Origin of the sequence: Sedimentisphaera cyanobacteriorum (assembly GCF_001997385.1) — a bacterium.
GTDB classification, from domain to species: domain Bacteria; phylum Planctomycetota; class Phycisphaerae; order Sedimentisphaerales; family Sedimentisphaeraceae; genus Sedimentisphaera; species Sedimentisphaera cyanobacteriorum.
This window is the reverse complement of record NZ_CP019633.1, coordinates 2,927,447-2,951,611: the sequence shown is the minus strand read 5'-3', so window position 1 is coordinate 2,951,611 and position 24,165 is coordinate 2,927,447. Positions and strand designations below refer to the sequence as shown.

The window sequence follows — 24,165 nt, the reverse complement described above, 5'->3', positions numbered from 1 at the left end:
ATCGATATCCTTCTTCTTCAGTAAAAATGATTTAAACACTTCCACAACAGTGCAAAATCATAATCCTAACAAAGAGCTAATCAACAGCATTTCGGAAAGTTTCTTTTCCACATTATGGAGGCCCGCTTGAGATAAGAACTTACGAGAAAAGATTTTTTTTAAGGCACGTGTTTTACACATCGTAAGCCCTTATTGTTGATAAGGTGTGGAAAGTGATTCCGCGAAAACCTGAAAAACGAGGCTGTCAGAGGGTGAATTCTGCGATATAACCTCCGTCCCTGCCGAAACTTACGTCAGATGGCAGGGTTAGTTTTGCCCGCCTTATTTCCCCCCTGTCGAGCTCACAAAGCAGTTTGTGCAAAATCTCATAATTTTCGGATTTTTCAACACTGCACGTGCTGTAAAAGAGCTTTTTAACCGCAGGCAGCCGCCTCAGCACTGTTTTGATTATATCGTACTGCTGAGAGTTGAGCTTATCGATCCCTTCGGGGGTGAGCCTGTATCGCATATCCAGCCTTTTAGAGAGAACTCCGGAGTTAGAGCATGGAACATCAAGCAAAACAGCATCAATCTGCCTGTTGGCGGCATATTCAAAGGCCTTTTCATATTCTAATATTGTTATGTTTTCAAGCCTCAGACGCTGCTTGTTCTCCCTTGCCTTTTCGAGCCGGGCGGGGTTTATATCCGTAGCGATCACCTCGCCAGCCCCCTGCATCAGCTCTGCGAGATGGGAAGACTTGGTTCCGGGTGCTGAGCATAGATCAAGAATAGTCTGCCCTGGAGAGGGGTTTACGAAAAGCCCCGCCTCAAACGCAGTAATATCCTGCACGCAGAAAAGGCCTTCATTGTAGCCCGGGAGCTTTTCTACCGGCCTGCCTGCCTTCTCGAGGGCTATGATATCTCCAATGCGTTTGGCGGCTGCTCCGTCCTCCCTGAGCATTTCAAGCAGCTTTTCTGGTGTTGTGAGGGTTTTATTGGGGCGAAGATAGAGTCCGGGCTTTCTGTTGGACGCCCTGCAAACTGATAAGGTTTTTTCCAAGCCGAATTTTTTTATCCAGCCGGATACGAGCCATTCGAGCAGAGAATAAACCTGACTTAAGTATTCGGAAGGGGCATTCTCTGGACTGCTGAATATATCCTGCTTGAATATACAGCCGAGTGAACCGGAGACCGGAAGAAAATTAGAGCTTAGCGGGCTCTCCCCGCTGCGGCATTCTATGGCTCTGATTACAGTTCTAAGCACCGCATTTGCAAATCCTCTCTGCTTCTTTCCGCCGGCAAGCTTAACCCATTCATTCACTGCTGCGTAAATCTCCTGCCGCGGGCGGTAGATTATGTCGAACACTCCGCACCTGAGAACTGCCCAGAGCTGAGGGGATGTTTTCTTTTCTCTGGCCCCTGAAAGCTTTGCTATGACGATATCTATAGCCGGCAGACTGCGGATAATCCCGCAGCAGAAATTGTTCACAAACGGCTTATCACTGCATTTTCCGAGAAGATCGTTCAAAAGTGCTTCAGTTTTTGTTTTTCCGGGCTTGTAGCAGCTTAAAGCCTTGACTATAAGCTCTCTGTCATTCATCTTTATTCTGGTTACTTAGAAACTTATCTCCGCTCCCGCTGTATCTGCCATTCTCAAAGGCCTTGAAATCCATCATACTGCTGTTTTCAGGCTTGAGCATTTTGATGGCAAGGGCGCCTTCGCCGCATACGACATTCATATTGCTGTCGAGGCTTCCAACCTCTGCATTCGGGCTTTCCGCTATTTCAACAGGCTCAGCATCTGCGATGATAACCTTTATCACCTTCCCGCTTTCTCCGATTAAATATGAGCTTTGAGCCTCAGGCCAAGGCCAGAATGCACGAACCTTGTTGGCGATGTCCTCAGCGGAGCTGTGCCAGTCTATTATGCCGTCGGATTTTTTCAGTTTTCTCGCCAGTGTAGCGCGTGTCTCGTCCTGCGGGATATAAGAGGCAGTTCCGTCTTCAATCTTGTCGATTGTTTCAAGCAGAAGCTCAGGGCTTAAAACGGCGAGCCTGTCGTGCAGACTTTTTGCGTTGTCGTCCTTATAAATGGGAGTCTTCTTTTTTCCGAGCATCAAGCCTGCATCCATCTTATCAGCTAGCGTGATAATAGTTACGCCGGTTTCTTTCTCGCCGTTAAGCAGCGCCCAGTTTATCGGGGCGGCGCCTCGGTATTTTGGAAGCAGCGAGGCATGAACATTTATCGCCTCGTATCGGGCTTTTTCAATAAACCCCCTGCCCACTTTCTGCCCGAATGCTATCACAACGAACAAATCGGGCTTCAGCGATTCGGCAATCCGGATTGTTTGCTGTGAATTGATGTCCGGGGTTTCTGTCAGCGGAACTGAATTTTGCTCTGCCCATTCTGCAACAGAGGTTTTCCGAATCTTTCGCCCTCTTCCCGCCTTATGTGCAGGCTGAGTGGCTATATGAACAAGCTCGTGCCTGCTGTCTCGAAGGGCCTCCAGACAAGGCAGTCCGAAACCGCTTGACCCGCAAAAGAATATTCTCATCCATTACTCCCCTGCCCGCTTATTAAATCTGCTTTGAGCTTATCTATCTGGCTTTTGTGTCTCAATTTCGACATTCTGGACATCCGCTCAACGATCGTTTTGCCGTTGAGATGGTCGTTCTCATGCTGGAGGCATTTGGCCAGAAGCCCTTCGGCATCCAAAGTAAAGCGTTCGCCTTCAAGGTTGGCTGCGCTTATAACGGCCTTTGAGGGCCGCTCAATCTTGGTATTTATATCGGGAACGGAAAGGCATCCCTCTTGCATACCCGTAACCTCTCCTGAAAGCTTTAATTCTGGGTTAATAAAAACCCTTGCGTGCTCTTTGTCTGCGTTGAGAGATACCACAAATATTCTTAAGCCAGCATTGGCCTGAGGTGCGGCAAGACCGATACCGTTGGATTCAACCATAATATCAAGCATCTTATCAACGAATGCCCGTATATTATCATCTATTTTCTCAACCTCCTGAGCCTTCTCGAGAAGTACCGGCTCCGGCCAAAAGGTTAATCTGCATTTATCTAAATCTATCATAATATTTTCAAATATATAAATTCAAAATCCTGTAACAATCGGCTCCTCTTTATTCTACTATTTCTGGAATAAAATTCCAGCGAATAAAGCCGATTTTTATAGGGCATTAAAAAAGGCGCAGCAGGTAAAAACACCCTCACCTGCTGCGTCTTTGGTAATCTCTTAACCAGATTTATAAAAAACTAATCTTTTAGTTTTACCGGCTTGCAGATTCTGTCTTTATCCGAACATACCAGCCCGCACTTTTTGCATGCGAATTGCGGCTGGCTTACTAATTTAGTGAATTTTTTGATATCCTTTTTAACGATATCTTTCTTTACTAAGCCGCACATTTTCTTTGAGCTCATAATCTGCCCCTTTCGGCCTATGGGTTTAAGTTCTTGAATCCAGGAATATGTTTACAGGTCCATCTGCCTGACTGTCTATTATCATATGTGCGCCGAATACACCAGTTTTCACCTTGAGGCCGCTGTCTTTAAGCATCTCTATCAGCAGTTCGAAAAGCCTTTTTGCCTCAGTCTGGTCAGCAGCGCTGTCGAAGCTCGGCCTGTTGCCTTTTCTGCAGTTTGCACCTATAGTAAAGTTGCTGACAAGGAGGATTTCCCCCTTCACATCCACTGGACTAATATTCAGCCTGCCGTTATCATCCGAAAAAAGACGCAGGGAAGAAATCTTCCTTGCTATAAATTCTAAATCATATTCATTATCGCCTTTAAGGATTCCAACATAAGCAAGAACCCCATTGCCGATTTCGCTTACAATTTCCTCGTTTGAACTCAGCGATGCGCTGTTTACTCTTTGAAGTACTGCCTTCATTTGTTCTCCGTTTCTCTGTAATCCTTTTTTACATATCCGTGTACATCGGCCCCCCTGCTTCGGGAACCGTCCATTCAATGTTGCTATACGGACATTTCCTCTGACATGTTTTACAGTGCAGGCAATTTGAAGTATTTACCGGCCCAACATGTTCCTGCATCTTTTCATAAACCTGACCCGGACAAAACTTCAGGCAGGGGCAGTCGTATTTCCTCGCACACTCCCACTTGCATATATCAACATCTTTTATTACAAGATGGGGCTGCTGATTCTCACGGTGCTGAACCCCGGTATGCTTTACGAAATCAGCCTGATCGAACAACCCTTTCCCTGAAAACGGGTAAGATTCTGTCATTTCACGTTTATTGTCTTGACGAATGTTAAACAAAGGCAGCATAAAGTCAATATTTCCAAGGCCGAGACCTAAGGTAACTCCGAATTTTGAAATAATCTGCCGAAACTTTGCTGCCCTTTTCATCTGGTCTATCAGGCCTGAAAACTCAAGCATATTAGAATAATTCTTCGCAAGAGACCCGCCGTTTTTCTCTTTCATACTCACCGCCTTGCCCGCCTGGAGGCCGGTAAGAACGGCGTTCGAGAGCCCCCTCATCCTGTGCATATTAACAAAGCCCGCGCAGTCGCCGGTAAGCAGGACATTTGAAGTACCTGCGTAAGTGGAGCGAACCTTATCGCGAGGTATGGAATGAAACCCGCCTTCAGGGATAAGCTTTGCCCCTGCCTCAAGAACCCTGCCCCCATCTATATAGCGAGCTACCTTCGGATGCTTCTTAAACAGACAGAAGGCCTCATAAGGGCTGTAATCCTTGTATTTCCAGTCTAGAGCTGAGATAAGAACAACCGCTATCCTGCGGCTTCCAAGCGGGTAGAGGGCCCCGCCACCGAAAATGGAAGGGCTTGAAAACGGCTTCCAGAGCGGGTATCCGGCAAAACGAAGGACATTTGAGCTGCCAATCGCCTTATACTGCTCCGGACTAACTTCAATCACCTCTTTAACACCAAGCGAATAAATTTGCGGCTGATTTCTTTCAAGCTCGGAATGGGCAATGAACTGCTCTGTAACATATCCGTCTGCACCCTCTGCAAGAATCACATTCTCTGCGTTAATCAGCTCGCCCGGTGTGTAATTCATCTGCTTTATTCCGCCCTCATCAAGCCCTTTGTCTGCGAGGCGAACGCCTTTTGCGCGGGCGGTTTTATGGTCGAAATCTACAAAATCGGCTGGGAAATTGTAGTATATCTCAACACCCTTTTCAACAGCCATCGCCTCCACAACTCTTACTAATTTGGAAACAGAAATTATCGTTTCTCCCTCAGAAAGCATCTTGCCGGCTGAAAGTTTGAGTGCTTTAGCAAGCTTTAAGTGCGGGGTTATCCGGAATGCCCTCGATTTTGAGGAAAGCATAAAAAACTGCTCGTTAACAACCCGTCTGCTCAAAAATTTGGATATCTTTTCATTATCCTGCCAGTTAGGAAAGGCCAAATTCAAAAATTCATAGAGCGAGGAAGGATCGAATGTCCCGCCGGAAAGGTTGTGTCTGCCAGGGCCGGAGGCCTTGTCTATCACGCAAACACTTTTATCAGGGCATAGAGACTTTGCTGCCGCTGCTGCGGTGAGCCCAGCAACTCCGGCACCAACCACAAGCACGTCAACGGTTTTGTAATCAGCAAATTTGTTCATAGCTTACTCTCCAGAAAACCGCGAATTTTATCCAGCGACTGAACTGCATCGCCAACAAAATAATAATCGCTTTGGGCGAAAATTGGGCAGCCCGGATCACTGTTAATACTCATTATAACAGATGATTTCTCAATTCCAACAATATGCTGAACAGCACCTGAAATACCGGCTGATATATACAGGGAAGGCGACACTGTTTTACCTGTCTGTCCGATTTGCAGCTGCCTGTCTGCCAGACCGTGCTCTACGGCAGCTCTGGATGCCCCTGCGGCGGCTGAACAGCTGCAGGAAAGCTCTATAACCTTTTTTAGAGGTACAACAGATTCTTCGAAATTTTCTTTCGAGCCTATCCCCCTGCCTGCAGATATTATAACATCACAGTTAAAATCGTTTACTTTGCTCTCCGACTCTCTTTCAACTTTTATATCCCTGTCTTTAACGAGCTTTGCCGGGAAATCTACGACCTCGCATTCTCTTTTTTCACTGCTGAAGGCCGCAGTGAATCGCCCGGGACGCACAGTGGCCATAGAGATGGGGGAATTAATCGTTTTTATCTGCGCCATTATATTACCTCCAAGAGCCGGGCGGGTTTGGATGAGCTCGTAATCACCTCCGGATTTTTTTTCAAGATGAAGGCCTGTGCAGTCTGCGGTAAGCCCGCTGCCTGTTATATACGCGCAGATTGGTGCAGCCACCCTGCCGAAAAGCGTTGCGCTGAAAAGAACAATCTTGGGCTTTTTGGAGTTTACAAGCTCTCCGAGCATTCTGCCCTGCTTTTCAGGGTTTTCAGTTAAACGGCAGTTTGGGAGTCTGTAGATCTTGTCTGCCCCTGCTCTTGCGGCCTTCTGCAAGAAATTTTCATCAGGCGAGTCATAGGCGGCAAGGCAGCATACCCCGCCAATCTCAGAAGCAAGCTTTCTAGCTTCGGCAAGCAGTTCAGCCGTGCAGTCTTCCAGCTGCTCTGAGGGCTCGCTAACCACCCATACCTCTCTGCTGCTGCTCGGAGGATACTTAATAAAACTGCCTTCAGTTTTTCTGCGGCGGCTTTTTCTGCAGCTCTCAACGATAAGCTCGGTAAACTCCTTGAGACAGGTTATGTGTTTCTGTTTCCGCTGGTTTTCTTCCGGGCGGAATATCTTCACAACTCGAGTGAGCGAATTCGACATCCCGCTGCCTTCAAGGCCGATCATCTCAGCAGTAAGCTTTCTGTGGTTTTGGGCTCTTGCCCATCTCGAGCGGCTGAATGACGGATACAGCGGAAATTCGAAGGCGGCAGCAGTAAGAACGAATGACTTTTCGCCCGTGCTGAGAAAAACATCGCCCCCCTCTTTGATGCAGGAGAAATGGAATCTTCCGTCTTTGAATCCCCCGTCAAAGGCGTAGCTGATTATCGGCATCTCCAAGGCAGCGGCTGTCTGCGGGAGCACCTGAGCGGTATCCCCGTCGCAGGACTGCATACCACCTGCCACTGCATACGGCTCATCGCCAAACTTTTCACGGGCAATCTTTTTTATCGCTTTTGTGAGGATTTCGGCAGTTGCCCATGTATCAGCGCCTGCAAACCTGCTGTCCTGAAGGTGGAAAGCTTCGTCAGCGGCCAGCGAGAGGGCGTCATACAGGGCATTGGAGGCGGGAGCAGGCCCCATTGTAAGAGCTATAAACTTATCGGTTTCATCTGCCTTAGTGTCTGCAATTTTTTTAGCAAGGCTTATTGCCGATATATCCTCGGGATTGGTTATACCGGGCAGAGAGGCTCTTTTAAGATTGCCTGTTTCACTGTCGAAGCTGCTGTCTGTGATCCTTGAAACGTCTGGGACGTATTTAACAAGAAGTATAAAGTTCATAATAAATAGCTTTTCTCATGCAAACGTAAATGTTATGATAAATTAATAATATATTTTCTGACAACTATTTTATATGCGGACGAATGAAAAGCAATTATGACAAATTAAGAGACCAGTTCGGTAAGCACCTAAACAAGGTGAGAGGTAAGGTTCTTGATGCTGCAATCTCACTGGAAGAGCTCTCTGAGGAAGCAGACAAACTCAACGAAGGGAAGATGCTCAGGCCGCTTTTCTGCTTTTGCATCGGAAATAGAGAAATAGATGAGCAGGCAATAAATTTTGCTGCCTCGATAGAGATCGTGCATAATGCCAGCCTCATCCACGACGACCTTCTCGACAAAAGCATAACTAGACGCGGGCAGGTGAGCTTTCCCGCAAGAGAAGGGGCTAATTCCGCCCTGCTCTACGGCGATTCTCTTATGTCTGAGGCGGCCCTTCTATGTCTTGATCAGTGCGGAACGGATAAAACAAAATCGCTTCTGCGGGCTGTTAAGGACATGTGCAGGGGCGAGCTTCTTCAGGAACAGCAGAAATTCTGCGGAGCGGTGAGCTCGGATGTTTATATGAAGATCATATCGCTTAAAACAGCATCCCTCTTCCGTGCAGCGGCTGAGGGAATAAGGCCTGAAAGCCCCAAAGCCCGATTTATAGCTGAAAAATGCGGCGCTGCGTTTCAGATTTCAAACGACCTCGAAGATACAGAGGCCGATTCTTCAGCCGGCATATACACACTTCCTTATATCCTCGCCTGCGAATCGGAAAGCTTAGCCGAAGTATTCGGCAGGCACAGGGTTTTAGCAGCCGGCAGAGGACTTGAGCTCTTAGACGAAGCAGAAAAAACGGTTATAAATTCCAAAGAAGATTTCGGCGAAGAGATTATCACCTTCATCCGGTATCTTCAGGAAAGGCTGCTCGAGAAATGAGCCTTACTGATACCCACGTTCATCTTCAGGCCGAATGCTTCAAGGATGACCTCGAGGAAGTTGTCCAGAGGGCATTGAACGCAGGGGTGAAACGGATGGTCTGCTGCGCGACTGAAATAGAAGACTGGCAGAGAGTTTTCCGGATATGCCAAGAGAATTCCTGCCTTATGCCTGCTTGCGGGGTGCACCCGTGGTTTGCCGGCAGGCTAAGCGAGGGCTGGGAGGACAGGCTCAGGCAGATAGCGGAAAAATGCTGCGCGGTAGGAGAGATCGGACTTGACAAGCTCCTCTGCGATACAGACATCGAAAGGCAGACTGAGGTGTTCAATAGGCAGCTGAATATCTGCGTAGAGACGGGCAAACCCGCTATTGTGCATTGCCTGAAGGCGTTCGGGCCTTTGATGAACACCCTGAGCAGCAGAAAAGAAAACCCGAAACTGCTTATGCACTCATACAGCGGATCTGCTGAGTTTATGAAAGAGCTGTAAAGGTTTGATGTGTATTTCTCATTCAACGGCAAAATGCTTCAGGAAAACTGCAAGAGTATGCACAGGGCTATCCGGCTTGTTCCATCTGAAAAAATACTGCTCGAAACCGATTCGCCCTATCTAACTCCGCCAAAAGAATACCTATTCAAGCCGGCGGCAGAGAAGAATATCAAAAACGATATGGGGTATTTGAGAAACGAGCCCGCAAATATACCGCTTATATGCAAAGGTGCTGCAAGGCTTAGAGGGGTAAACGCGGAGGATTTGGAAATCCAGACCGAGAAAAATTTCCAGAAATTTATCGAAAACTAATGCCGGAGGTGGGACTTGAACCCACACAACCTTTCTGTAAGTTTCAGCAAATAACGAACTTGTAAAAAACCTTGGTACTAACGTTTTATCACTATTGGAAATCTTATTCTTGAAAGTTTTTCAATTATACAGCCTAAATATAATTTCAGATAGTTATTGAAATCTTCATGAGAGGTTTTTTTTATATATTATTAAATTTATACAAGAGCTTAATTTTTGAATATTGAAAATAATTCGTTCCAATATCATAATAATTACCGCTGTTTTATTCCCAGATTACACATTCATCTTATTTGCTGATGTATTGTAGTTTCGCCAGCTGAAAGTATCATACAGAAATCCTTATTTTAGTTTTATATGCTGAAAGTTTCATAAAAAACAGTACGTCTGCTTTAAGGAACAGAAACAATGATAGCATGTCGATTTATTACAAATTAGAAGCACATTAGATATTCATGAAGCACAAAAATCCTATTTCTTTTGTACCCCGTAAGTTCTATTAAAAGATTGTTTTCCACCATAGTTTTAATTAAATCAGATGAAGCCTTCACAGAAAGACTTAGGAATTCACTTGTTTCCTGAATGGTAATTACCGGATTGCTGTATAAACGATTCAGTAACTTGTGAGCATTTTCAGAACGCCTGCCAAATTTAACGATTTCCTTTTCGTATTTATTCTTCAGCTCCTGAATCTTACCGAATGTTTCAACACCTTTTTCGGAGGTCTTAACCATTGCCTCAAGGAAAAATTCAATCCACTGAGAAATATTATTATCTTGCCTTACTCTTGAAAGTGAATCGTAATAAGCCTGCCGGTTTCTCTCAAAATAATCAGAAATGTACAATGTGGGCTTATCAAGAAGCCCAACACCAACCAAATAGAAGGTTATCAGCAGCCGACCTATTCTTCCGTTGCCGTCGAGGAAAGGATGGATTGTTTCAAACTGATAATGAATTATCGCAATTTTAATTAAATGAGGCACTAAAGCTTTATCATTATGAATAAACTTCTCCATGTCATTCATGAGATTGCCTATCTCTGAATGACATGGAGGCACATATATAGCCTCATCTATTGAAGAACCGCCAATCCAATTTTGGCTTTTTCTGTATTCACCAGGAGATTTGTGTTTCCCCCTCACTGAATCCAAAAGGATCGAATGCATTTCTCGAAGAAGACGGGAAGACAGAGGCATTCTGCCAAGTTTTTCAATCCCGTGATTCATTGCCTTCACATAGTTTTGCACCTCCTGCCAATCCTCACGTTTTTCGGGGGCTATGAAAGACTTATCCATGAGAACTTCATCAATCTCTGTTTTGGTGCCTTCAATTTTGCTCGAGCTCTGAGCCTCCTTAAATATGTGCATACCTATATACAGATCGATATCAGGTATAAAACGAGAGAAAGCATTGAGCTCCCCTAAACACTTATTTGCCTTCTCAAGCAAAATATTTATTTTAGCATCGCTCCATATCCAGCTATGATTGATTTGTTGCGGGGAAAAGCTTTTGTGAGACCCCTGATTCACATAGCACCCTGCTTTATACTTTTTAAGCTCCATCATTTAATCCATTCGCTTGGGTTCAGATTCATTTTCTGCATTATTAATATGTTATTTTATGCTTGATATGCAAATTAAGTGTCTTGTTTTTTCTTAAATGAGCTGTATAACGCTGAGTATTATTTGTTTTATTAAGAAATCATGCAATATTATTTCTTTTCCTTAAAGAATTCCTTTTCAACGCTATCACACCTCTTTTTCGTGAGATTATTTACATGTCTTAATGGACATCTATCATTTATAACCTTGTTGGCATGCCCAAGGACATAGTTTATCTTTTCAATTGAATAGCCACTGTCCTGAGCTATAGTCGGAAAAGTAACTGTGTTAAAAGTCTAGTATTTAAATATATATTCCTCTGCTCTCAACCTCAACTCTCTGAATGACCACCGCCTGAATATGCTGTAAATATATTCACAACAAAATATGAGATTATTATAAGATGCCTTAGCCGATAATGAAGTAAAAAAGCAGTAATTTTAATAAGGATTGTAATAAAACGCTCTGACGGGATCAAAAAAAGCTGCCGGAGGTGGGACTTGAACCCACACCCTGGTAATCAGGAAAGGATTTTGAATCCTTCGCGTCTGCCGATTCCGCCACTCCGGCATGGAAAGCGTATAAAGATAAGTAAAAGGGGTATTTATGTCAAGCAGTAAGTGGCCAATGGCAGGCAGCTCAAATCCGGGACTGCGCAGATTTGAATTTTTGTCTCACTGCAATGTGCGTGATAAAACCGCAAAGGATTCTATCAGGAGATTACGCTGATTTTAAAGGTTCTTCATGAATGTTAATCGTTGTTAAAAAATTATAAAAATTCTTCTTGTCCTTCTCGCACTTGGTTGTTCAAAACCAATCCCACGAGTTTTAAAACCAATTATCGCGCAGGAAAAAAAGATATACTGTGAATAATCAGCAGTGTATTTCGCTGTCTGAAAAAATCCGGCGGTAAATCCGAGGCTGTTTAGGTTCACCAAACGGACAAGGCTTTATATTATAGATCGATAAAGACAATTAAACATTAAGATTTTTATACACAGCCATCCCATAAGTCCATAAATTTATCGTTGAGGGCTTGTTTATTGTATTAAAACGCCCTTTTCTTGAAGGATTTGAATTACCCCAGTTTGCATTTTTTTTGCTTTTGTTCAATTGGCAGTTTTTTGCTCAATACTGCCCGCTCTCTTTTCACCTCTTTATTTTCGTAAAATCTTGCTACATATTAAAACCCGGCAAATAAGCCTGCTGAGGGCTGCCAACCATACGCGGTGAACCACGTGCTGTCCCACAGGCAGCCATAACGCTAAAAACATCCAGCCGGCTGAATAATAACCCCTCAGTAAAGTAAACAATCGGCTGAATGCTCCTTTCCACTGACCGAGGAAACCTATATACCTTATTAAAATATAAGCCAGCATAGCCGTCCATACTTGCCATAGAATTGCTTTTTGGCTATGCCCTAGGAAATCGCTTAGCTGCAAAGTCTGTTTTATCTGCTTGAAAAACACCTCTATACCCCAGCGGCACTTATATAGGTCGCAAATACTGCTCGGCGCCCACTGCATATTGTTCGTGATAAATTTCATAAGCTTTTTCTCGCCGTTAATTTCCACATAAGCCTTAACTAAACGGAGCTTCTTCGGGTATGCCTCGCGGCTTTTCGGCATTTCAAGTTCAATTAAAGCATCGTATTGGATATTACCTTTTGGTTCTGTATTCTGTTTAACAAAACGATATTTCATATTATCTTTGGCTCTGGTAACCCAGAATAATTCTCGCCTGTCAAGATCTGCTAGATGCTTAAAATCCACGTAAGCCTTGTCAAAAACCGCTATTTCGCCGCTTTTAAGGTCCTGACAGAGCTGATAAGCTTCTGTCGAATCATGGGTTGAGGCTTCTTTTACAATAGCAAATTGAGGCAGGAACGTCTGGAGATTCAGCTGCATATGGCACTTTGCAGCCGCTTTTCGTCTGCGATGTTTAGCCCAGTCAATACAGTTAGCTACAAGCTGGATCGTGGTTGAGTCAACCGCATATATTGCTCTCTTAAAACGCCTCGGAAGGCCGGAATACTTATGGCCTCTCCCAAAATCAAGATGTTTGTTCTGGATATGGGACAGCACCTCCCAGAAGAGAGTCTCTGCCATAAGAGGATCTCGAACCCTGTTTGCATGAGAAAGCCCATTCCTGCTTGAAGGGGTTGCACGGCGGATAGGAGTCAAAGCTCCAGAATGATTACGCAATGTGTCGGAAACGTCGTTGAGCGAGAGACTGTGAGCAATCTGGACATGAAGCATAGATACAATGTGCGACCAGCAAGAAAATGTTCGTGATTGCTTGTCAATACCGAAAGACCGAGACAATTTTGAAACAAGATGTGCAGGAATATGTTGGCATATTTGCTTAAGAATGCTATATTGATGTTTGGCGGGTGTCATGGGTTACTCCTAATTTGTTTAATTAGACTGAAAGAATTAGTGTAACTCATACCCCGCTGGTTTTAAAGAAACATCTTGTATTTTGCTCTTCTATGGGATGGCTGTGGAAAAAATTTTGATTTTTCACGATTTTGAACGCTAAGTGAGAAATCGGGGATAAGTGAGAAATCGGGGATAACAGCCTCAAAACCCACTTTTTGCAGAGTTTTCCACAATCATACCGCCGAAGTCAGGAAAACCAAATTCAAACTCATTTTATATTTTGTAAAGTTTTATGTGTGTTTTTTTAAGAAAAATTGAATTTAATTCATAATTTCCAGAAAATACAGCAAGCTGCTGGCATATTTCACAGTAATTCAGGTATGCCGCTTAGTCGAAGGGGAAACCTGGTGATTAGGATCATACCACAGCAAATTTGCAACATTCAAGTATCTTACTGCAACAATCCTCTCTTTACCATTTAGATGAAAAGAAAAGAGATTTTCTACTTGATCATCTTTTTGAGTTTCTTTCAATCTCTTCAAAGCCTCTTTCGACAAACTCTCTTGAGACAAGTAGTGATGATTTTTACCCTCTATCTCCTGCCACTTACAGCAATCGAAATCATAAAGCTTAGACAAAATTTTAAGCTCTTTCTTTTGGCCTTTAGGCCAAGCAAACGGCCCTTTTCTATCTACAGTTGAAAACCGCCAACTTACTCTTAAAGCTGTTTTTCTTTGAGGTATTTTTACCTTCTTCTCGTTTGGTCTGTTAAGGGCCTGCTGGGGAACTTTCTTTTTTTCAGAGCGAGCCATAGTATTCAGCCATAGTCTCCAAAGATATTATCCTCTCGCCCCTTTCAGTTTCACAAAGCCCTTCGCGAGCCTCTATCCAAGGCCGTTCTGCATGGGTCTGATCACTCAGCCATTGGGGTGTTTTATCTTTATAAGCGTTGAGTACTGTATCAACAGTATCTTTTTGATTTTCGCTCAATTTGGAGATATCTCCATCTGAGAAGGTATCTGAACTAACGATGTAGCTGCCCTTGTGAAGATTATAGAGCTCTCTTACTACCGGCCCGTTAGCCCAAGCCTCTATTGGATCATCAAAAAGTTTGCAGTCGTCCCATACAAGCGACCAAGCTTGGCTGTAATACACAAGCTTCTGAAGCTTCATTGCAGTCATCGAGCCTAACTCTTCGGTGATATACTTAGCAATATCAACCGCTTTTAGAGAATTCATTTTTTCACTCCTTTGTTTTAGGACTGCCAATTTAGACTGACATCACGTCAATTTATTATAAAATCAACTTAATAATGATTCAATCTTTAATACGAAAATTGTTCAAATTTTGTTTATGAGCCAACAGTACCATTTTTTTAGCATTAAAGCAGCAAAACTTTATTCAATATCATATAAATTCTTCAAAGGCCGTGCTATATATTTCTGGAAGAAATCGTGTTTCCTCCGGACGTGGCATTTTGCCCCGCACGAATCTCCCTGCTCGTAGCTCTTCCATACGCAGCACTGGCATGGGTTTACCAGAAAGTGTTTCACCTTTTTGAAAAAGCCGAATCCAATCACCCCGAAAAGGAGAAAACCGAAAGGCCAGTGCCATCCGGGCACTTGAGGATCCCCAACATCCACTCCCTCTCCGAAAATAACCGGCACGCAGCACTGCTTTATCACAAGCTCTCCCTGCTGCCTGAAGGCTCTGTACTGATAATCGGGGAAAACGAGCCTGTCGGTGAGGTATCCCGCAGTTATCGCTAGCACAATCAGAGCGCCGGCATAGTAAACAGCAGGCTTTTTGCCCATAGACTTGCCTATTGCGTAGAGCTCGCCGAAATTTGTAGCCGGGCCGGCTATCATATACGCCATCGCTGCCCCGGGCGAAGCGCCCATAAGCAGAAGCCCCTGAATAATGGGTATAGAAGGGATGCTGCATGCGTAGGTAAAGATTCCAAGAATCACCACATACACCAGCGTAAACAAATCCTGCTGCCCGAGCCATCTGGAGATCCACTCCATCGGCAGGATTGCTAGAATAACCGATACAATCCCGAGGCCAATCAGAATATCAATACAGATATCTGCCCCGAGATCCAGAAACGACCACCTTACTGTTTCAAGCAGCTTTCCTGTCCTTCCCTTTTCTGCGAGTCTGCTGTGATACTTAAATTCCATATTCTCGCAGCAGCAGGCTGATGAAAAACCGACCTTAGGCGGGAAGAGCCTGTTTCCAATCCAGCCTATAACCATAGCCCCGACAACAGCCGAAAAAATCAATGTGAGCGTTATTTTGAAGCCGAGCAGTTTTATCGCAAGCACAATCAGCACAGGAGAAAGAACTGGAGCGGATGTCATAAACGCAAGCATATTCCCTACAGCTGCCCCGCTCCTGTACAGCCCGATTCCAAGCGGTATCGTCCCGCAGGAACAAAGAGGCAGGATGCAGCCTATCCCTACCGATTTGAGCAGTGTAAGCGGGGAGTTCCCGCCGAGATTCTCACGAAGTACATCCTGAGGCACATAATTACGAACCGCCCCCGCAATCAGCATACCCAGTATTACATACGGGGCAGCCTGCATAAGCGAATCGAAGAATATAGTGAAAAAATCCATAGCTAATCATTCTCTGCAAGCGAGCATTCAGCCTCATCCACAATAAATGCGGCTTCAAACGGTTTCGAAGTGTCTATCCGGAACCTCCCGCTCAAACGTACAATAGCCGCAGTCATCTCAACACGGGAGAGAACCCAAGGCTCCGCGAGATTCACACGCACGCGATACCTCATCATAACCTCAGGCAGGATTGTGCAGGCATCAGCAATCGATAATGAAGGAACGAGAAAAAAGTATTCCACAGAAACCTTATCCCCCGAAGCGGAGCAGCCGGAGCCGTAAAACATCGCTGCTCCGGTTAGAGTGATTTGCTCGCCGTCCTTGCGGCGAAGCTTCTCAGGAATGTCAAATTCTGCGGTCTGATTGTCTATCAGCGATGCACGAACGCGGTAAAACGGCGCCCACTGTTTATCAGCATCGCTGGCCTTCACATTATCCAAACCGGGAACCCTCTGCGAGCCGCCCACTTCAATTTTGCTCAGCTCTATAATGTATAAACAGGCAATAACTGCAAGGCCTGCAAACGCTATTGCCCATTTATTTGCTTTTCCGGATTTCATTTAATCGGATGAATCTTCCAGTCGTAACCGCCGTCATCTGTTTTTACTCTGGTTACCGTGCGCGGCCAGCCAGTCATCTGCTCAGCACTGGATTTGGTAACATCGCACTTCCTCGGCCAGCATTCAAACGTAACGCTTTTATCTTTCTTGTCGAAGCGGATAAGCCCGAAGCCGTCTTTGAGTATATCGTTTTTGATATAGGGGTTGGCATAAGCGTACATAGTAATCTTGTTATTGAATCCGTCGAGATAGTCGCCGGTGTATTTGAGCGGATTATTCGGCTCGCGGTTTTTGCCGGGCTTTTCATCCGCCGGAGACCACCAGCGATGGTAATATGTGTTGATAATAGCAGGGGCAACAAAAGCGAAAGGCCCGTCGCGGAATTCATCGATCCCGTGGCGAACAAGCGTTGTCAGGTGCTGGTCGCCGGCAAGATGCACTGCGCCGGCCTTGTTTATAACCCTCAGGGCTTTCTTTCGCCCTGTCTGCGGCCAACCGTTGCTGTCGAGGTCTGCGTGGAGCAGATTCTTGAAATTCCCGTGGCGTGTTGCCGCCCCGCAGAAGCCCGTCTGGGAGAGCACGGCTTTAAGCGGCGCAGGCTGGTCTGCCCAGTCGTTCAAGAACTTCAGCTGCCTGTCGCCCAAGAGCTTTAGCCCCTCGAGGTCGATTGTTTTGGGGTCGTAGGTGGTATCTCTAACGTGATCAGGTCTTGGCCCCATCTGCGGTATCTTCTTGGCCGGCCCGCTCTTGAATTTGCGATCTTCGACTATTGCAAAGCTCACCTCCCCAACGCTGAGCTCTGTGTAGTACACGCCAATGCCCTGCTTTATGGGTGTAGGGTCGTACGGGTCCGGCAGATGCGAGGTCTGGCAGCGTTCCACCATCTTTACGTAATCAGGGTCGTAGAAATAGCCGCCGTGATCGCCTGCTGGGCTGAGGGCCTTTTTGCCGCCCTCGCCCCAGAGATTCCCTTGGCCTATGTCGTGGTCGTCGGGGATGGTAATGCAGGGGCGGTCGCGGAAGACATCGCGGAACTGCAAGCCGAAAAGCAGCCAAGCAGCAGTATGCTCGCGATGGTCGTAGCTTTGATCGCCGGCAAAGAAGAGAAGGTCTGGGTCGAGTGCTCTTAGGTTGCGAACGTAATTCTCTCGCATACCGCGGTCTTTGTTGGAGTTGCAGTTGAGCGAGGCCACGGTAATCTCCTCCTTGTTTACGGGGTCTTTTCGTATAAGCCCTTCAAACTCGGCCTTTTTACCGTGGCGGAGGCGGTAGCGAACGTCTTTGGATTCATCCCAGTCTTCAATCCGGAAAAGACAAGACCAGCCTATATCGTTCACCTCTTCGCGTGCGGCCTCCTGCCATTTGCCGTCCTGCATAAATTCCAGACGAACCGTACGCGTTTCGTTTGGATACAGCGGAAAGAGCTGGGCAGTGAGCTTGAGCACACTGTCTTCGGTTGTGTACATACCGAAGCAGATTACCTCATCACGAGGCACATCAACATCGACAATCTTATTAGCATTGTCTTTAATCTTCTCGGCGTGATTCCACCAATCGTTCACGCAGTAGGTATCAAGCTTCTCGAACGGAGCCTTCACCGGCGGGGTCATCTCTGCTGCCGCTGCACCCGCAGAAATTAAGAACATGCAAAATAAAAACGCCTTGATAAACTTATTCTGATCCATCTTAGATCCTCTCATAAAAATTAATAACTAAAGTAAACTTCAAAACTCAGCTTCTGCAATAAATTTTTCTAATATATCAGCTTGATTCATAAGTTATATGTCTAAACAGGTTAAAATTTTACGAATTATTATATATATTTTCAATGCGCAATAATACTACGGACTAATATTTCTATTATTTTAGCCCATTTTTTGTAACATCCCTTTGACCAATCGCTGCGGAACGAACTATTCCTCTTGTATCTTAGCATACAGCAATGTTTAAGAATTTGGATTGAGTATGAGAAATATAAGCAGCGGTTTTTAGCAGACAGCAGTTTAACTGTCCTCAATTCTCAGCAGACAATCTGCGGCCTGTTCAGATTTATCAAATATAGAGGCTTCTGACGAAAAAGCCATTTAATTTTAAAATATTTCAATTTGGGAAAGGGTTTTTGCTTGCATTGGAGGCTATTTTTTGTATGTTATGCCGTCTCGCCTGATTTTAAGCATTTCATCGAGGGTGTAGCTCAGCTGGTAGAGCAACGGCCTTTTAAGCCGTAGGTCTTGGGTTCGAGCCCCAACACCCTCACTTTTATTCTACACCATTTTCACAACAAAATCTCATCACAGATTATGCAAGATTATTCCAAATTTGCAGAAAAAATTTCACACTATCATCTGCTCGGGTCTGTTCATTTAGCTTGTAGCTCTCCCATAGAATTGAACACTTTAAATTAGACGGTTCCTGAATAATATAAACCAACTCAAATATTTAGAAAGGAACTTAAAATGCGAAGATCGAGGTTTAGTGAAAGCCAGATACTTTCGATTCTCAAGGAGTCAGAAGCCGGTTTAGAGGTCAGTGATTTGACCAGGAAATACGGCATATCCCGTGCCACATTTTACAACTGGAAGAGCAAGTATTCTGGTATTGGCGGCAGTGAGATAAGGCGTTTACGCGAGTTAGAGCGAGAGAACGGCAAGCTCAAAAAGATGTATGCGGACTTATCATTAGAGAATAACGTTCTCAAGGATTTAATAGAAAAAAACTTCTAAAGCCTGCCGAGCGAAAGGATTTTGCCAGGCAGGCACATTCTAAGGGCTTATGCGTGCAATCATCTTGTAAAGCAGCAGGCATCAGCCGGGGCAGTTTTTACTATACTCCTTCAAGAAACGATGATGCTGAGGTAAAAAGACAGATAGAGCTGGTAATAGATTCCCGTCCTCGACGCGGATTTCCAAAGATATTCGACAGTATCCGCCGCAAGGGATATAGCTGGAATCACAAAAAGGTTTATCGTGTTTATAAGGAAAATGAATTTCAGCTTAACAACCGTAAAAAGAATTTGATAAGGCAAATAGAGCGTAAACCTATGCCAGAAGCCACGAGAGCTAATGAGATATGGAGTATTGATTTTATGAGCGATAGTTTGAGTAATGGTCGGCCATTCAGGGCTTTCAACGTTATCGATGAGTTTAACCGTGAGGCATTGGATATTGAGATCGACACGAGCTTACCTTCGCTTCGCATAATTCGTAGCCTTGAATTAATAGGCTCTGATCGGGGTTTCCCCCGCTTTATTCGCAGCGATAATGGGCCGGAATTTAGGAGCCTTCAATTTCGCAGGTTCTGCTGCCGAAACAGAATCAGGCACCGCCGTATAGAAGCAGGCAAGCCTCAGCAAAACAGTTTTATTGAACGATTCAATCGGAGTTATCGAGAGGATATACTTGATATGTACAGTTTTAAGAATTTATCAGAAGCTCGTAATTTAACTTTAGATTGGCTTATAGAATATAATTATGAGCGTGGGCACGAATCACTGGGAGGGAAAGCTCCTGTAGAGTATGTCCGCAGTTTTTTGCCTTTCACCCCTCAAAATAATTCTGAAGGGGCAAAAGGAAAAAACTGCTGTTTGAAGGAATTTGTCTAATTATTACTGTTCAAAGACAGGGGAGAGGCACAAGCTGAGTAAACGATTTTCCACCGATTTGATATTTTTCTCTCCAGCCGGATATTATACACACACGATTTTTTTCTCAAACCGCAATTTTACAGCCCGCAGAAAAGATGGCTATTTGGCTATACCAATAAACAGCTCTTGATTTCTGATGAAATCCTGCTATTATAATACCTGTTGTTTATGGGTGGCACCGAGCTCTGTGTTTGCATCTCCCTCCTAAGCCCTTAAAAAAAAAGACTTGTATTTTTATTTAAGGAGAAATCCAAATGAAGGAATTCACCAATCAGTATTCTCTTACCAAAACGCTCCGATTTGAGCTTCGTCCTGTTGGAGAGACAGCAGAAAAAATTGAAGATTTCAAAAGTGGAGGGCTCAAGCAGACTGTTGAAAAAGACCGCGAAAGGACAGAGGCTTACAAGCAGCTCAAAGAAGTTATTGATTCATACCACAGGGATTTCATAGAACAGGCCTTTGCAAGGCAGCAAACTTTAAGCGAAGAAGATTTCAAGCAAACTTATCAGCTCTATAAAGAAGCCCAGAAAGAGAAAGACGGCGAAACATTAACTAAACAATACGAGCATCTCAGAAAAAAAATTGCAGCCATGTTCAGCAAAGCCACTAAGGAATGGGCTGTAATGGGGGAAAATAACGAATTAATAGGCAAGAACAAAGAATCAAAGCTCTATCAATGGCTCGAAAAAAATTACAGGGCAGGCAGGATTGAGAAGGAAGAGTTTGATCATAATGCAGGGCTTATCGAATATTTCGAAAAATTTTCTACATATTTTGTTGGCTTTGATAAAAACAGGGCAAATATGTATTCCAAAGAGGCTAAGGCTACAGCCATATCTTTTCGCACCATAAACGAAAATATGGTTAAGCATTTCGATAACTGCCAGAGATTGGAAAAAATAAAAAGCAAATACCCTGATCTTGCTGAAGAGCTAAAGGATTTTGAAGAATTCTTCAAGCCTTCATATTTCATTAATTGCATGAACCAGTCCGGAATTGATTATTACAATATCAGCGCAATTGGCGGGAAAGACGAGAAGGATCAGAAGGCCAATATGAAAATCAACCTTTTCACCCAGAAAAACCATCTCAAGGGCTCTGATAAGCCCCCGTTTTTCGCCAAGCTCTACAAGCAGATTCTCAGCGACAGAGAAAAGAGCGTAGTTATAGATGAATTCGAAAAAGACAGCGAACTTACCGAAGCTCTCAAAAATGTTTTCAGCAAAGATGGCTTAATCAATGAAGAATTTTTCACTAAACTAAAATCAGCTCTCGAAAACTTTATGCTCCCCGAATATCAGGGACAGCTCTACATCAGGAACGCCTTTCTAACAAAAATCTCAGCGAACATTTGGGGTTCAGGCAGCTGGGGTATAATCAAAGATGCCGTTACTCAAGCGGCAGAAAACAACTTTACCAGAAAAAGCGACAAAGAGAAATATGCCAAAAAGGATTTTTACAGCATCGCCGAGCTTCAGCAGGCAATCGATGAATATATCCCAACCCTCGAAAACGGAGTTCAAAACGCCTCTCTAATTGAATATTTCCGCAAAATGAATTACAAGCCCAGAGGCAGCGAAGAAGATGCAGGCCTAATAGAAGAAATAAACAATAATCTACGTCAGGCAGGAATAGTTCTTAACCAGGCAGAACTGGGCAGCGGAAAGCAGCGAGAGGAAAATATCGAAAAGATCAAAAATCTGCTCGATTCGGTTTTAAATCTGGAGCGTTTTTTGAAGCCCCTCTACCTTGAAAAGGAGAAAATGAGGCCGAAGGCAGCGAATTTGAACAAAGATTTCTGCGAAAGCTTTGACCCTTTATACGAAAAACTGAAAACATTTTTCAAACTCTACAATAAGGTGAGAAATTACGCCACCAAAAAGCCATACAGCAAAGACAAATTCAAAATCAATTTCGACACAGCTACCCTGCTTTACGGCTGGTCACTGGATAAGGAAACGGCTAATCTTTCTGTTATTTTCAGAAAGCGGGAAAAATTCTATCTCGGAATTATAAACAGGTATAACTCTCAGATTTTCAACTATAAAATAGCAGGCAGTGAAAGCGAAAAGGGCTTGGAAAGAAAGCGGAGCCTTCAGCAAAAGGTATTGGCAGAAGAAGGCGAAGATTATTTTGAAAAAATGGTTTATCATTTATTGCTGGGCGCTTCAAAGACAATCCCGAAATGCTCCACCCAGCTTAAAGAAGTTAAAGCTCATTTCCAAAAAAGCAGCGAAGACTATATTATCCAAAGCAAAAGTTTTGCAAAGTCGCTTACTTTAACAAAAGAAATCTTTGATTTGAACAATCTAAGATACAACACAGAAACAGGCGAAATATCATCAGAACTTTCTGATACTTACCCGAAAAAGTTTCAGAAAGGGTATCTCACCCAGACTGGTGATGTTTCCGGGTATAAAACCGCTCTGCATAAGTGGATTGATTTTTGCAAAGAATTTCTCAGATGCTACCGCAATACCGAAATCTTTACTTTCCATTTCAAGGACACCAAGGAATATGAATCTCTTGATGAGTTCCTCAAAGAAGTTGATTCCAGCGGTTACGAAATCAGTTTCGATAAGATAAAGGCTTCATACATAAATGAAAAGGTTAACGCAGGCGAGCTTTATCTTTTCGAAATATACAACAAGGATTTCTCTGAATACAGCAAAGGAAAGCCCAACCTGCACACCATTTATTGGAAAAGCCTTTTTGAGACGCAGAATCTTCTCGATAAAACAGCTAAGCTCAACGGGAAGGCAGAGATATTCTTCCGCCCCCGGTCTATCAAACACAACGATAAAATAATACACAGGGCAGGCGAAACGCTTAAAAACAAAAATCCATTAAATGAAAAGCCCTCAAGCAGATTTGATTACGACATTACAAAAGACAGAAGATTTACTAAAGACAAATTTTTCCTTCACTGCCCGATAACACTGAATTTCAAACAGGACAAGCCTGTCCGTTTCAATGAGCAGGTAAATCTATATCTTAAGGACAACCCCGATGTAAACATCATCGGAATAGACAGGGGCGAGAGACATCTTCTCTACTACACGCTAATAAATCAGAACGGCGAAATCCTCCAGCAGGGCTCGCTTAATAGAATCGGGGAAGAAGAAAGCCGCCCGACAGATTATCATCGTCTCCTTGATGAGCGGGAAAAGCAGCGGCAGCAGGCCAGAGAAACATGGAAAGCTGTGGAGGGCATCAAAGACCTCAAAGCCGGCTATCTTTCCCGCGTGGTTCATAAGCTTGCAGGGCTGATGGTGCAGAATAATGCAATAGTTGTGCTGGAAGATTTAAACAAAGGCTTCAAACGAGGGCGGTTTGCTGTGGAAAAGCAGGTGTATCAGAATTTCGAAAAAGCCCTTATCCAAAAGCTGAACTACCTTGTATTCAAAGAGGTCAATTCAAAAGACGCCCCCGGCCATTACCTTAAAGCTTATCAGCTTACAGCACCTTTTATAAGCTTTGAAAAGCTTGGTACTCAGAGCGGTTTTCTTTTCTACGTGCGGGCCTGGAATACATCAAAAATAGACCCTGCAACAGGTTTTACAGACCAGATTAAGCCTAAATACAAAAATCAAAAGCAGGCGAAAGATTTTATGAGCAGTTTTGATTCTGTAAGGTACAACCGTAAGGAAAACTATTTCGAGTTTGAAGCAGACTTTGAGAAATTAGCCCAAAAGCCCAAAGGACGAACCCGCTGGACAATCTGCTCCTACGGGCAGGAAAGATACTCTTACAGCCCCAAAGAAAGGAAATTTGTAAAACACAACGTTACTCAGAATCTTGCAGAGCTTTTCAATTCAGAAGGCATCTCTTTTGATTCAGGCCAATGCTTCAAAGATGAAATCTTGAAAGTTGAAGACGCTTCATTTTTCAAATCTATAATTTTCAATCTGCGTTTGCTTTTGAAGCTGCGCCACACCTGCAAAAATGCAGAAATCGAGAGAGATTTTATAATCTCGCCGGTGAAAGGGAATAATTCAAGTTTCTTCGATTCGCGAATAGCCGAGCAGGAAAACATAACATCTATCCCGCAAAACGCAGATGCAAACGGGGCTTACAATATTGCCCTCAAAGGCCTTATGAATCTTCATAATATCAGCAAAGACGGAAAAGCAAAACTTATAAAAGATGAGGACTGGATCGAATTCGTTCAGAAGAGGAAATTTTAGTGATTGATAAAAGGCGGGTTCTATG

General features: G+C 44.1%; 17 protein-coding genes, 2 tRNA genes and 2 pseudogenes. 6 read left to right on the top strand and 15 right to left on the bottom strand.

What is annotated here, in order from left to right:
- Positions 1 to 244: 244 nt before the first annotated feature.
- From L21SP3_RS11800 to L21SP3_RS11775, 7 genes are all read right to left on the bottom strand, one after another.
- Positions 245 to 1,579, bottom strand: a complete 1,335-nt coding sequence (locus L21SP3_RS11800) for an RsmB/NOP family class I SAM-dependent RNA methyltransferase (RefSeq protein WP_077541768.1) — start codon at positions 1,577 to 1,579, stop codon at positions 245 to 247.
- Complete coding sequence (fmt, locus tag L21SP3_RS11795) at positions 1,572 to 2,534, bottom strand: methionyl-tRNA formyltransferase (protein WP_077541766.1); 963 nt, start codon at positions 2,532 to 2,534, stop codon at positions 1,572 to 1,574. Before fmt ends, L21SP3_RS11800 begins: the two co-directional genes overlap by 8 nt.
- Entirely contained in the window at positions 2,531 to 3,064 is a 534-nt protein-coding gene (def, locus tag L21SP3_RS11790) for a peptide deformylase (protein ID WP_077541764.1), read from the bottom strand. Before def ends, fmt begins: the two co-directional genes overlap by 4 nt.
- Before the next feature lie 182 nt (positions 3,065 to 3,246).
- Positions 3,247 to 3,411: a hypothetical protein gene (locus L21SP3_RS12050; RefSeq protein WP_161488202.1), complete on the bottom strand. Its 165-nt coding sequence runs from the start codon at positions 3,409 to 3,411 to the stop codon at positions 3,247 to 3,249.
- A 25-nt stretch (positions 3,412 to 3,436) separates the two neighbouring features.
- Complete coding sequence (gene dtd, locus L21SP3_RS11785; RefSeq protein WP_077541762.1) at positions 3,437 to 3,880, bottom strand: D-aminoacyl-tRNA deacylase; 444 nt, start codon at positions 3,878 to 3,880, stop codon at positions 3,437 to 3,439.
- 28 nt (positions 3,881 to 3,908) lie between these two features.
- Positions 3,909 to 5,579 (bottom strand): electron transfer flavoprotein-ubiquinone oxidoreductase, encoded by a 1,671-nt coding sequence (locus L21SP3_RS11780; RefSeq protein WP_077541760.1) that lies wholly within the window; start codon positions 5,577 to 5,579, stop codon positions 3,909 to 3,911.
- Positions 5,576 to 7,423: an FAD-binding protein gene (locus L21SP3_RS11775; protein WP_077541758.1), complete on the bottom strand. Its 1,848-nt coding sequence runs from the start codon at positions 7,421 to 7,423 to the stop codon at positions 5,576 to 5,578. Before L21SP3_RS11775 ends, L21SP3_RS11780 begins: the two co-directional genes overlap by 4 nt.
- Positions 7,424 to 7,506: 83 nt before the next feature.
- Here L21SP3_RS11775 and L21SP3_RS11770 point away from each other — a divergent pair, with 83 nt between their 5' ends.
- On the top strand, positions 7,507 to 8,346 hold the full coding sequence (locus tag L21SP3_RS11770) for a polyprenyl synthetase family protein (protein ID WP_077541756.1): 840 nt from the start codon (positions 7,507 to 7,509) through the stop codon (positions 8,344 to 8,346).
- Positions 8,343 to 9,146: pseudogene (locus tag L21SP3_RS12200) on the top strand (TatD family hydrolase). Before L21SP3_RS11770 ends, L21SP3_RS12200 begins: the two are co-directional and overlap by 4 nt.
- Positions 9,147 to 9,580: 434 nt before the next feature.
- On the opposite strand, the gene L21SP3_RS11755 reads toward L21SP3_RS12200, so the two are convergent.
- Both L21SP3_RS11755 and L21SP3_RS11750 read right to left on the bottom strand, forming a co-directional pair.
- Positions 9,581 to 10,711, bottom strand: a complete 1,131-nt coding sequence (locus tag L21SP3_RS11755) for a Fic family protein (RefSeq protein ID WP_227806775.1) — start codon at positions 10,709 to 10,711, stop codon at positions 9,581 to 9,583.
- Between the two features lie 521 nt (positions 10,712 to 11,232).
- Positions 11,233 to 11,317 (bottom strand) — tRNA-Leu (locus tag L21SP3_RS11750).
- 36 nt (positions 11,318 to 11,353) lie between these two features.
- On the opposite strand from L21SP3_RS11750, the gene L21SP3_RS12270 reads away from it, so the two are divergent.
- Complete coding sequence (locus L21SP3_RS12270; protein ID WP_261340803.1) at positions 11,354 to 11,476, top strand: hypothetical protein; 123 nt, start codon at positions 11,354 to 11,356, stop codon at positions 11,474 to 11,476.
- 447 nt (positions 11,477 to 11,923) lie between these two features.
- Here the strand turns inward: L21SP3_RS12270 and L21SP3_RS11745 are convergent.
- The 6 genes and pseudogenes from L21SP3_RS11745 to L21SP3_RS11720 form a co-directional block, all read right to left on the bottom strand.
- A pseudogene (locus L21SP3_RS11745) lies at positions 11,924 to 13,146 on the bottom strand (IS4 family transposase).
- A 356-nt stretch (positions 13,147 to 13,502) separates the two neighbouring features.
- Positions 13,503 to 13,940, bottom strand: a complete 438-nt coding sequence (locus L21SP3_RS11740; RefSeq protein WP_077541748.1) for a hypothetical protein — start codon at positions 13,938 to 13,940, stop codon at positions 13,503 to 13,505.
- The gene (locus tag L21SP3_RS11735) at positions 13,927 to 14,367 is read right to left on the bottom strand and encodes a Panacea domain-containing protein (RefSeq protein ID WP_077541746.1); all 441 of its coding nucleotides are present in this window, start codon (positions 14,365 to 14,367) and stop codon (positions 13,927 to 13,929) included. The genes L21SP3_RS11740 and L21SP3_RS11735 overlap by 14 nt, the downstream gene beginning before the upstream one ends.
- Before the next feature lie 159 nt (positions 14,368 to 14,526).
- Positions 14,527 to 15,750 (bottom strand): permease, encoded by a 1,224-nt coding sequence (locus L21SP3_RS11730; protein ID WP_077541744.1) that lies wholly within the window; start codon positions 15,748 to 15,750, stop codon positions 14,527 to 14,529.
- Between the two features lie 2 nt (positions 15,751 to 15,752).
- A complete protein-coding gene (locus tag L21SP3_RS11725; protein WP_077541742.1) occupies positions 15,753 to 16,310 on the bottom strand; it encodes a hypothetical protein in 558 nt (185 codons plus the stop codon).
- On the bottom strand, positions 16,307 to 17,956 hold the full coding sequence (locus L21SP3_RS11720; protein WP_077541955.1) for a metallophosphoesterase family protein: 1,650 nt from the start codon (positions 17,954 to 17,956) through the stop codon (positions 16,307 to 16,309). The genes L21SP3_RS11725 and L21SP3_RS11720 overlap by 4 nt, the downstream gene beginning before the upstream one ends.
- Before the next feature lie 537 nt (positions 17,957 to 18,493).
- Here L21SP3_RS11720 and L21SP3_RS11715 point away from each other — a divergent pair.
- The 3 genes from L21SP3_RS11715 (at position 18,494) to cas12a (ending at position 24,140) form a co-directional block, all read left to right on the top strand.
- A tRNA-Lys gene (locus L21SP3_RS11715) sits at positions 18,494 to 18,566 on the top strand.
- Between the two features lie 200 nt (positions 18,567 to 18,766).
- Positions 18,767 to 19,911, top strand: a protein-coding gene (locus L21SP3_RS11705) for an IS3 family transposase (protein ID WP_390612107.1) whose coding sequence is annotated in 2 segments (ribosomal slippage) — positions 18,767 to 19,028 and positions 19,028 to 19,911 — 1,146 coding nt in all. Because the reading frame shifts where the segments join, the coding sequence is not laid out codon by codon here.
- Positions 19,912 to 20,207: 296 nt separating this feature from the next.
- Positions 20,208 to 24,140, top strand: coding sequence for a type V CRISPR-associated protein Cas12a/Cpf1 (gene cas12a / locus L21SP3_RS11700; protein WP_077541740.1), 3,933 nt, complete (start codon positions 20,208 to 20,210; stop codon positions 24,138 to 24,140).
- Positions 24,141 to 24,165 lie beyond the last annotated feature (25 nt).

Excerpts from the sequence above, each read along its gene's own strand:
- L21SP3_RS11800 (WP_077541768.1), bottom strand. The coding sequence starts at position 1,579 with ATGAATGACAGAGAGCTTATAGTCAAGGCTTTAAGCTGCTACAAGCCC.
- fmt (WP_077541766.1), bottom strand. The coding sequence starts at position 2,534 with ATGAGAATATTCTTTTGCGGGTCAAGCGGTTTCGGACTGCCTTGTCTG.
- def (WP_077541764.1), bottom strand. The coding sequence starts at position 3,064 with ATGATAGATTTAGATAAATGCAGATTAACCTTTTGGCCGGAGCCGGTA.
- L21SP3_RS12050 (WP_161488202.1), bottom strand. The coding sequence starts at position 3,411 with ATGAGCTCAAAGAAAATGTGCGGCTTAGTAAAGAAAGATATCGTTAAA.
- dtd (WP_077541762.1), bottom strand. The coding sequence starts at position 3,880 with ATGAAGGCAGTACTTCAAAGAGTAAACAGCGCATCGCTGAGTTCAAAC.
- L21SP3_RS11780 (WP_077541760.1), bottom strand. The coding sequence starts at position 5,579 with ATGAACAAATTTGCTGATTACAAAACCGTTGACGTGCTTGTGGTTGGT.
- L21SP3_RS11775 (WP_077541758.1), bottom strand. The coding sequence starts at position 7,423 with ATGAACTTTATACTTCTTGTTAAATACGTCCCAGACGTTTCAAGGATC.
- L21SP3_RS11770 (WP_077541756.1), top strand. The coding sequence starts at position 7,507 with ATGAAAAGCAATTATGACAAATTAAGAGACCAGTTCGGTAAGCACCTA.
- L21SP3_RS11755 (WP_227806775.1), bottom strand. The coding sequence starts at position 10,711 with ATGATGGAGCTTAAAAAGTATAAAGCAGGGTGCTATGTGAATCAGGGG.
- L21SP3_RS12270 (WP_261340803.1), top strand. The coding sequence starts at position 11,354 with ATGTCAAGCAGTAAGTGGCCAATGGCAGGCAGCTCAAATCCGGGACTG.
- L21SP3_RS11740 (WP_077541748.1), bottom strand. The coding sequence starts at position 13,940 with ATGGCTCGCTCTGAAAAAAAGAAAGTTCCCCAGCAGGCCCTTAACAGA.
- L21SP3_RS11735 (WP_077541746.1), bottom strand. The coding sequence starts at position 14,367 with ATGAATTCTCTAAAAGCGGTTGATATTGCTAAGTATATCACCGAAGAG.
- L21SP3_RS11730 (WP_077541744.1), bottom strand. The coding sequence starts at position 15,750 with ATGGATTTTTTCACTATATTCTTCGATTCGCTTATGCAGGCTGCCCCG.
- L21SP3_RS11725 (WP_077541742.1), bottom strand. The coding sequence starts at position 16,310 with ATGAAATCCGGAAAAGCAAATAAATGGGCAATAGCGTTTGCAGGCCTT.
- L21SP3_RS11720 (WP_077541955.1), bottom strand. The coding sequence starts at position 17,956 with ATGTTCTTAATTTCTGCGGGTGCAGCGGCAGCAGAGATGACCCCGCCG.
- cas12a (WP_077541740.1), top strand. The coding sequence starts at position 20,208 with ATGAAGGAATTCACCAATCAGTATTCTCTTACCAAAACGCTCCGATTT.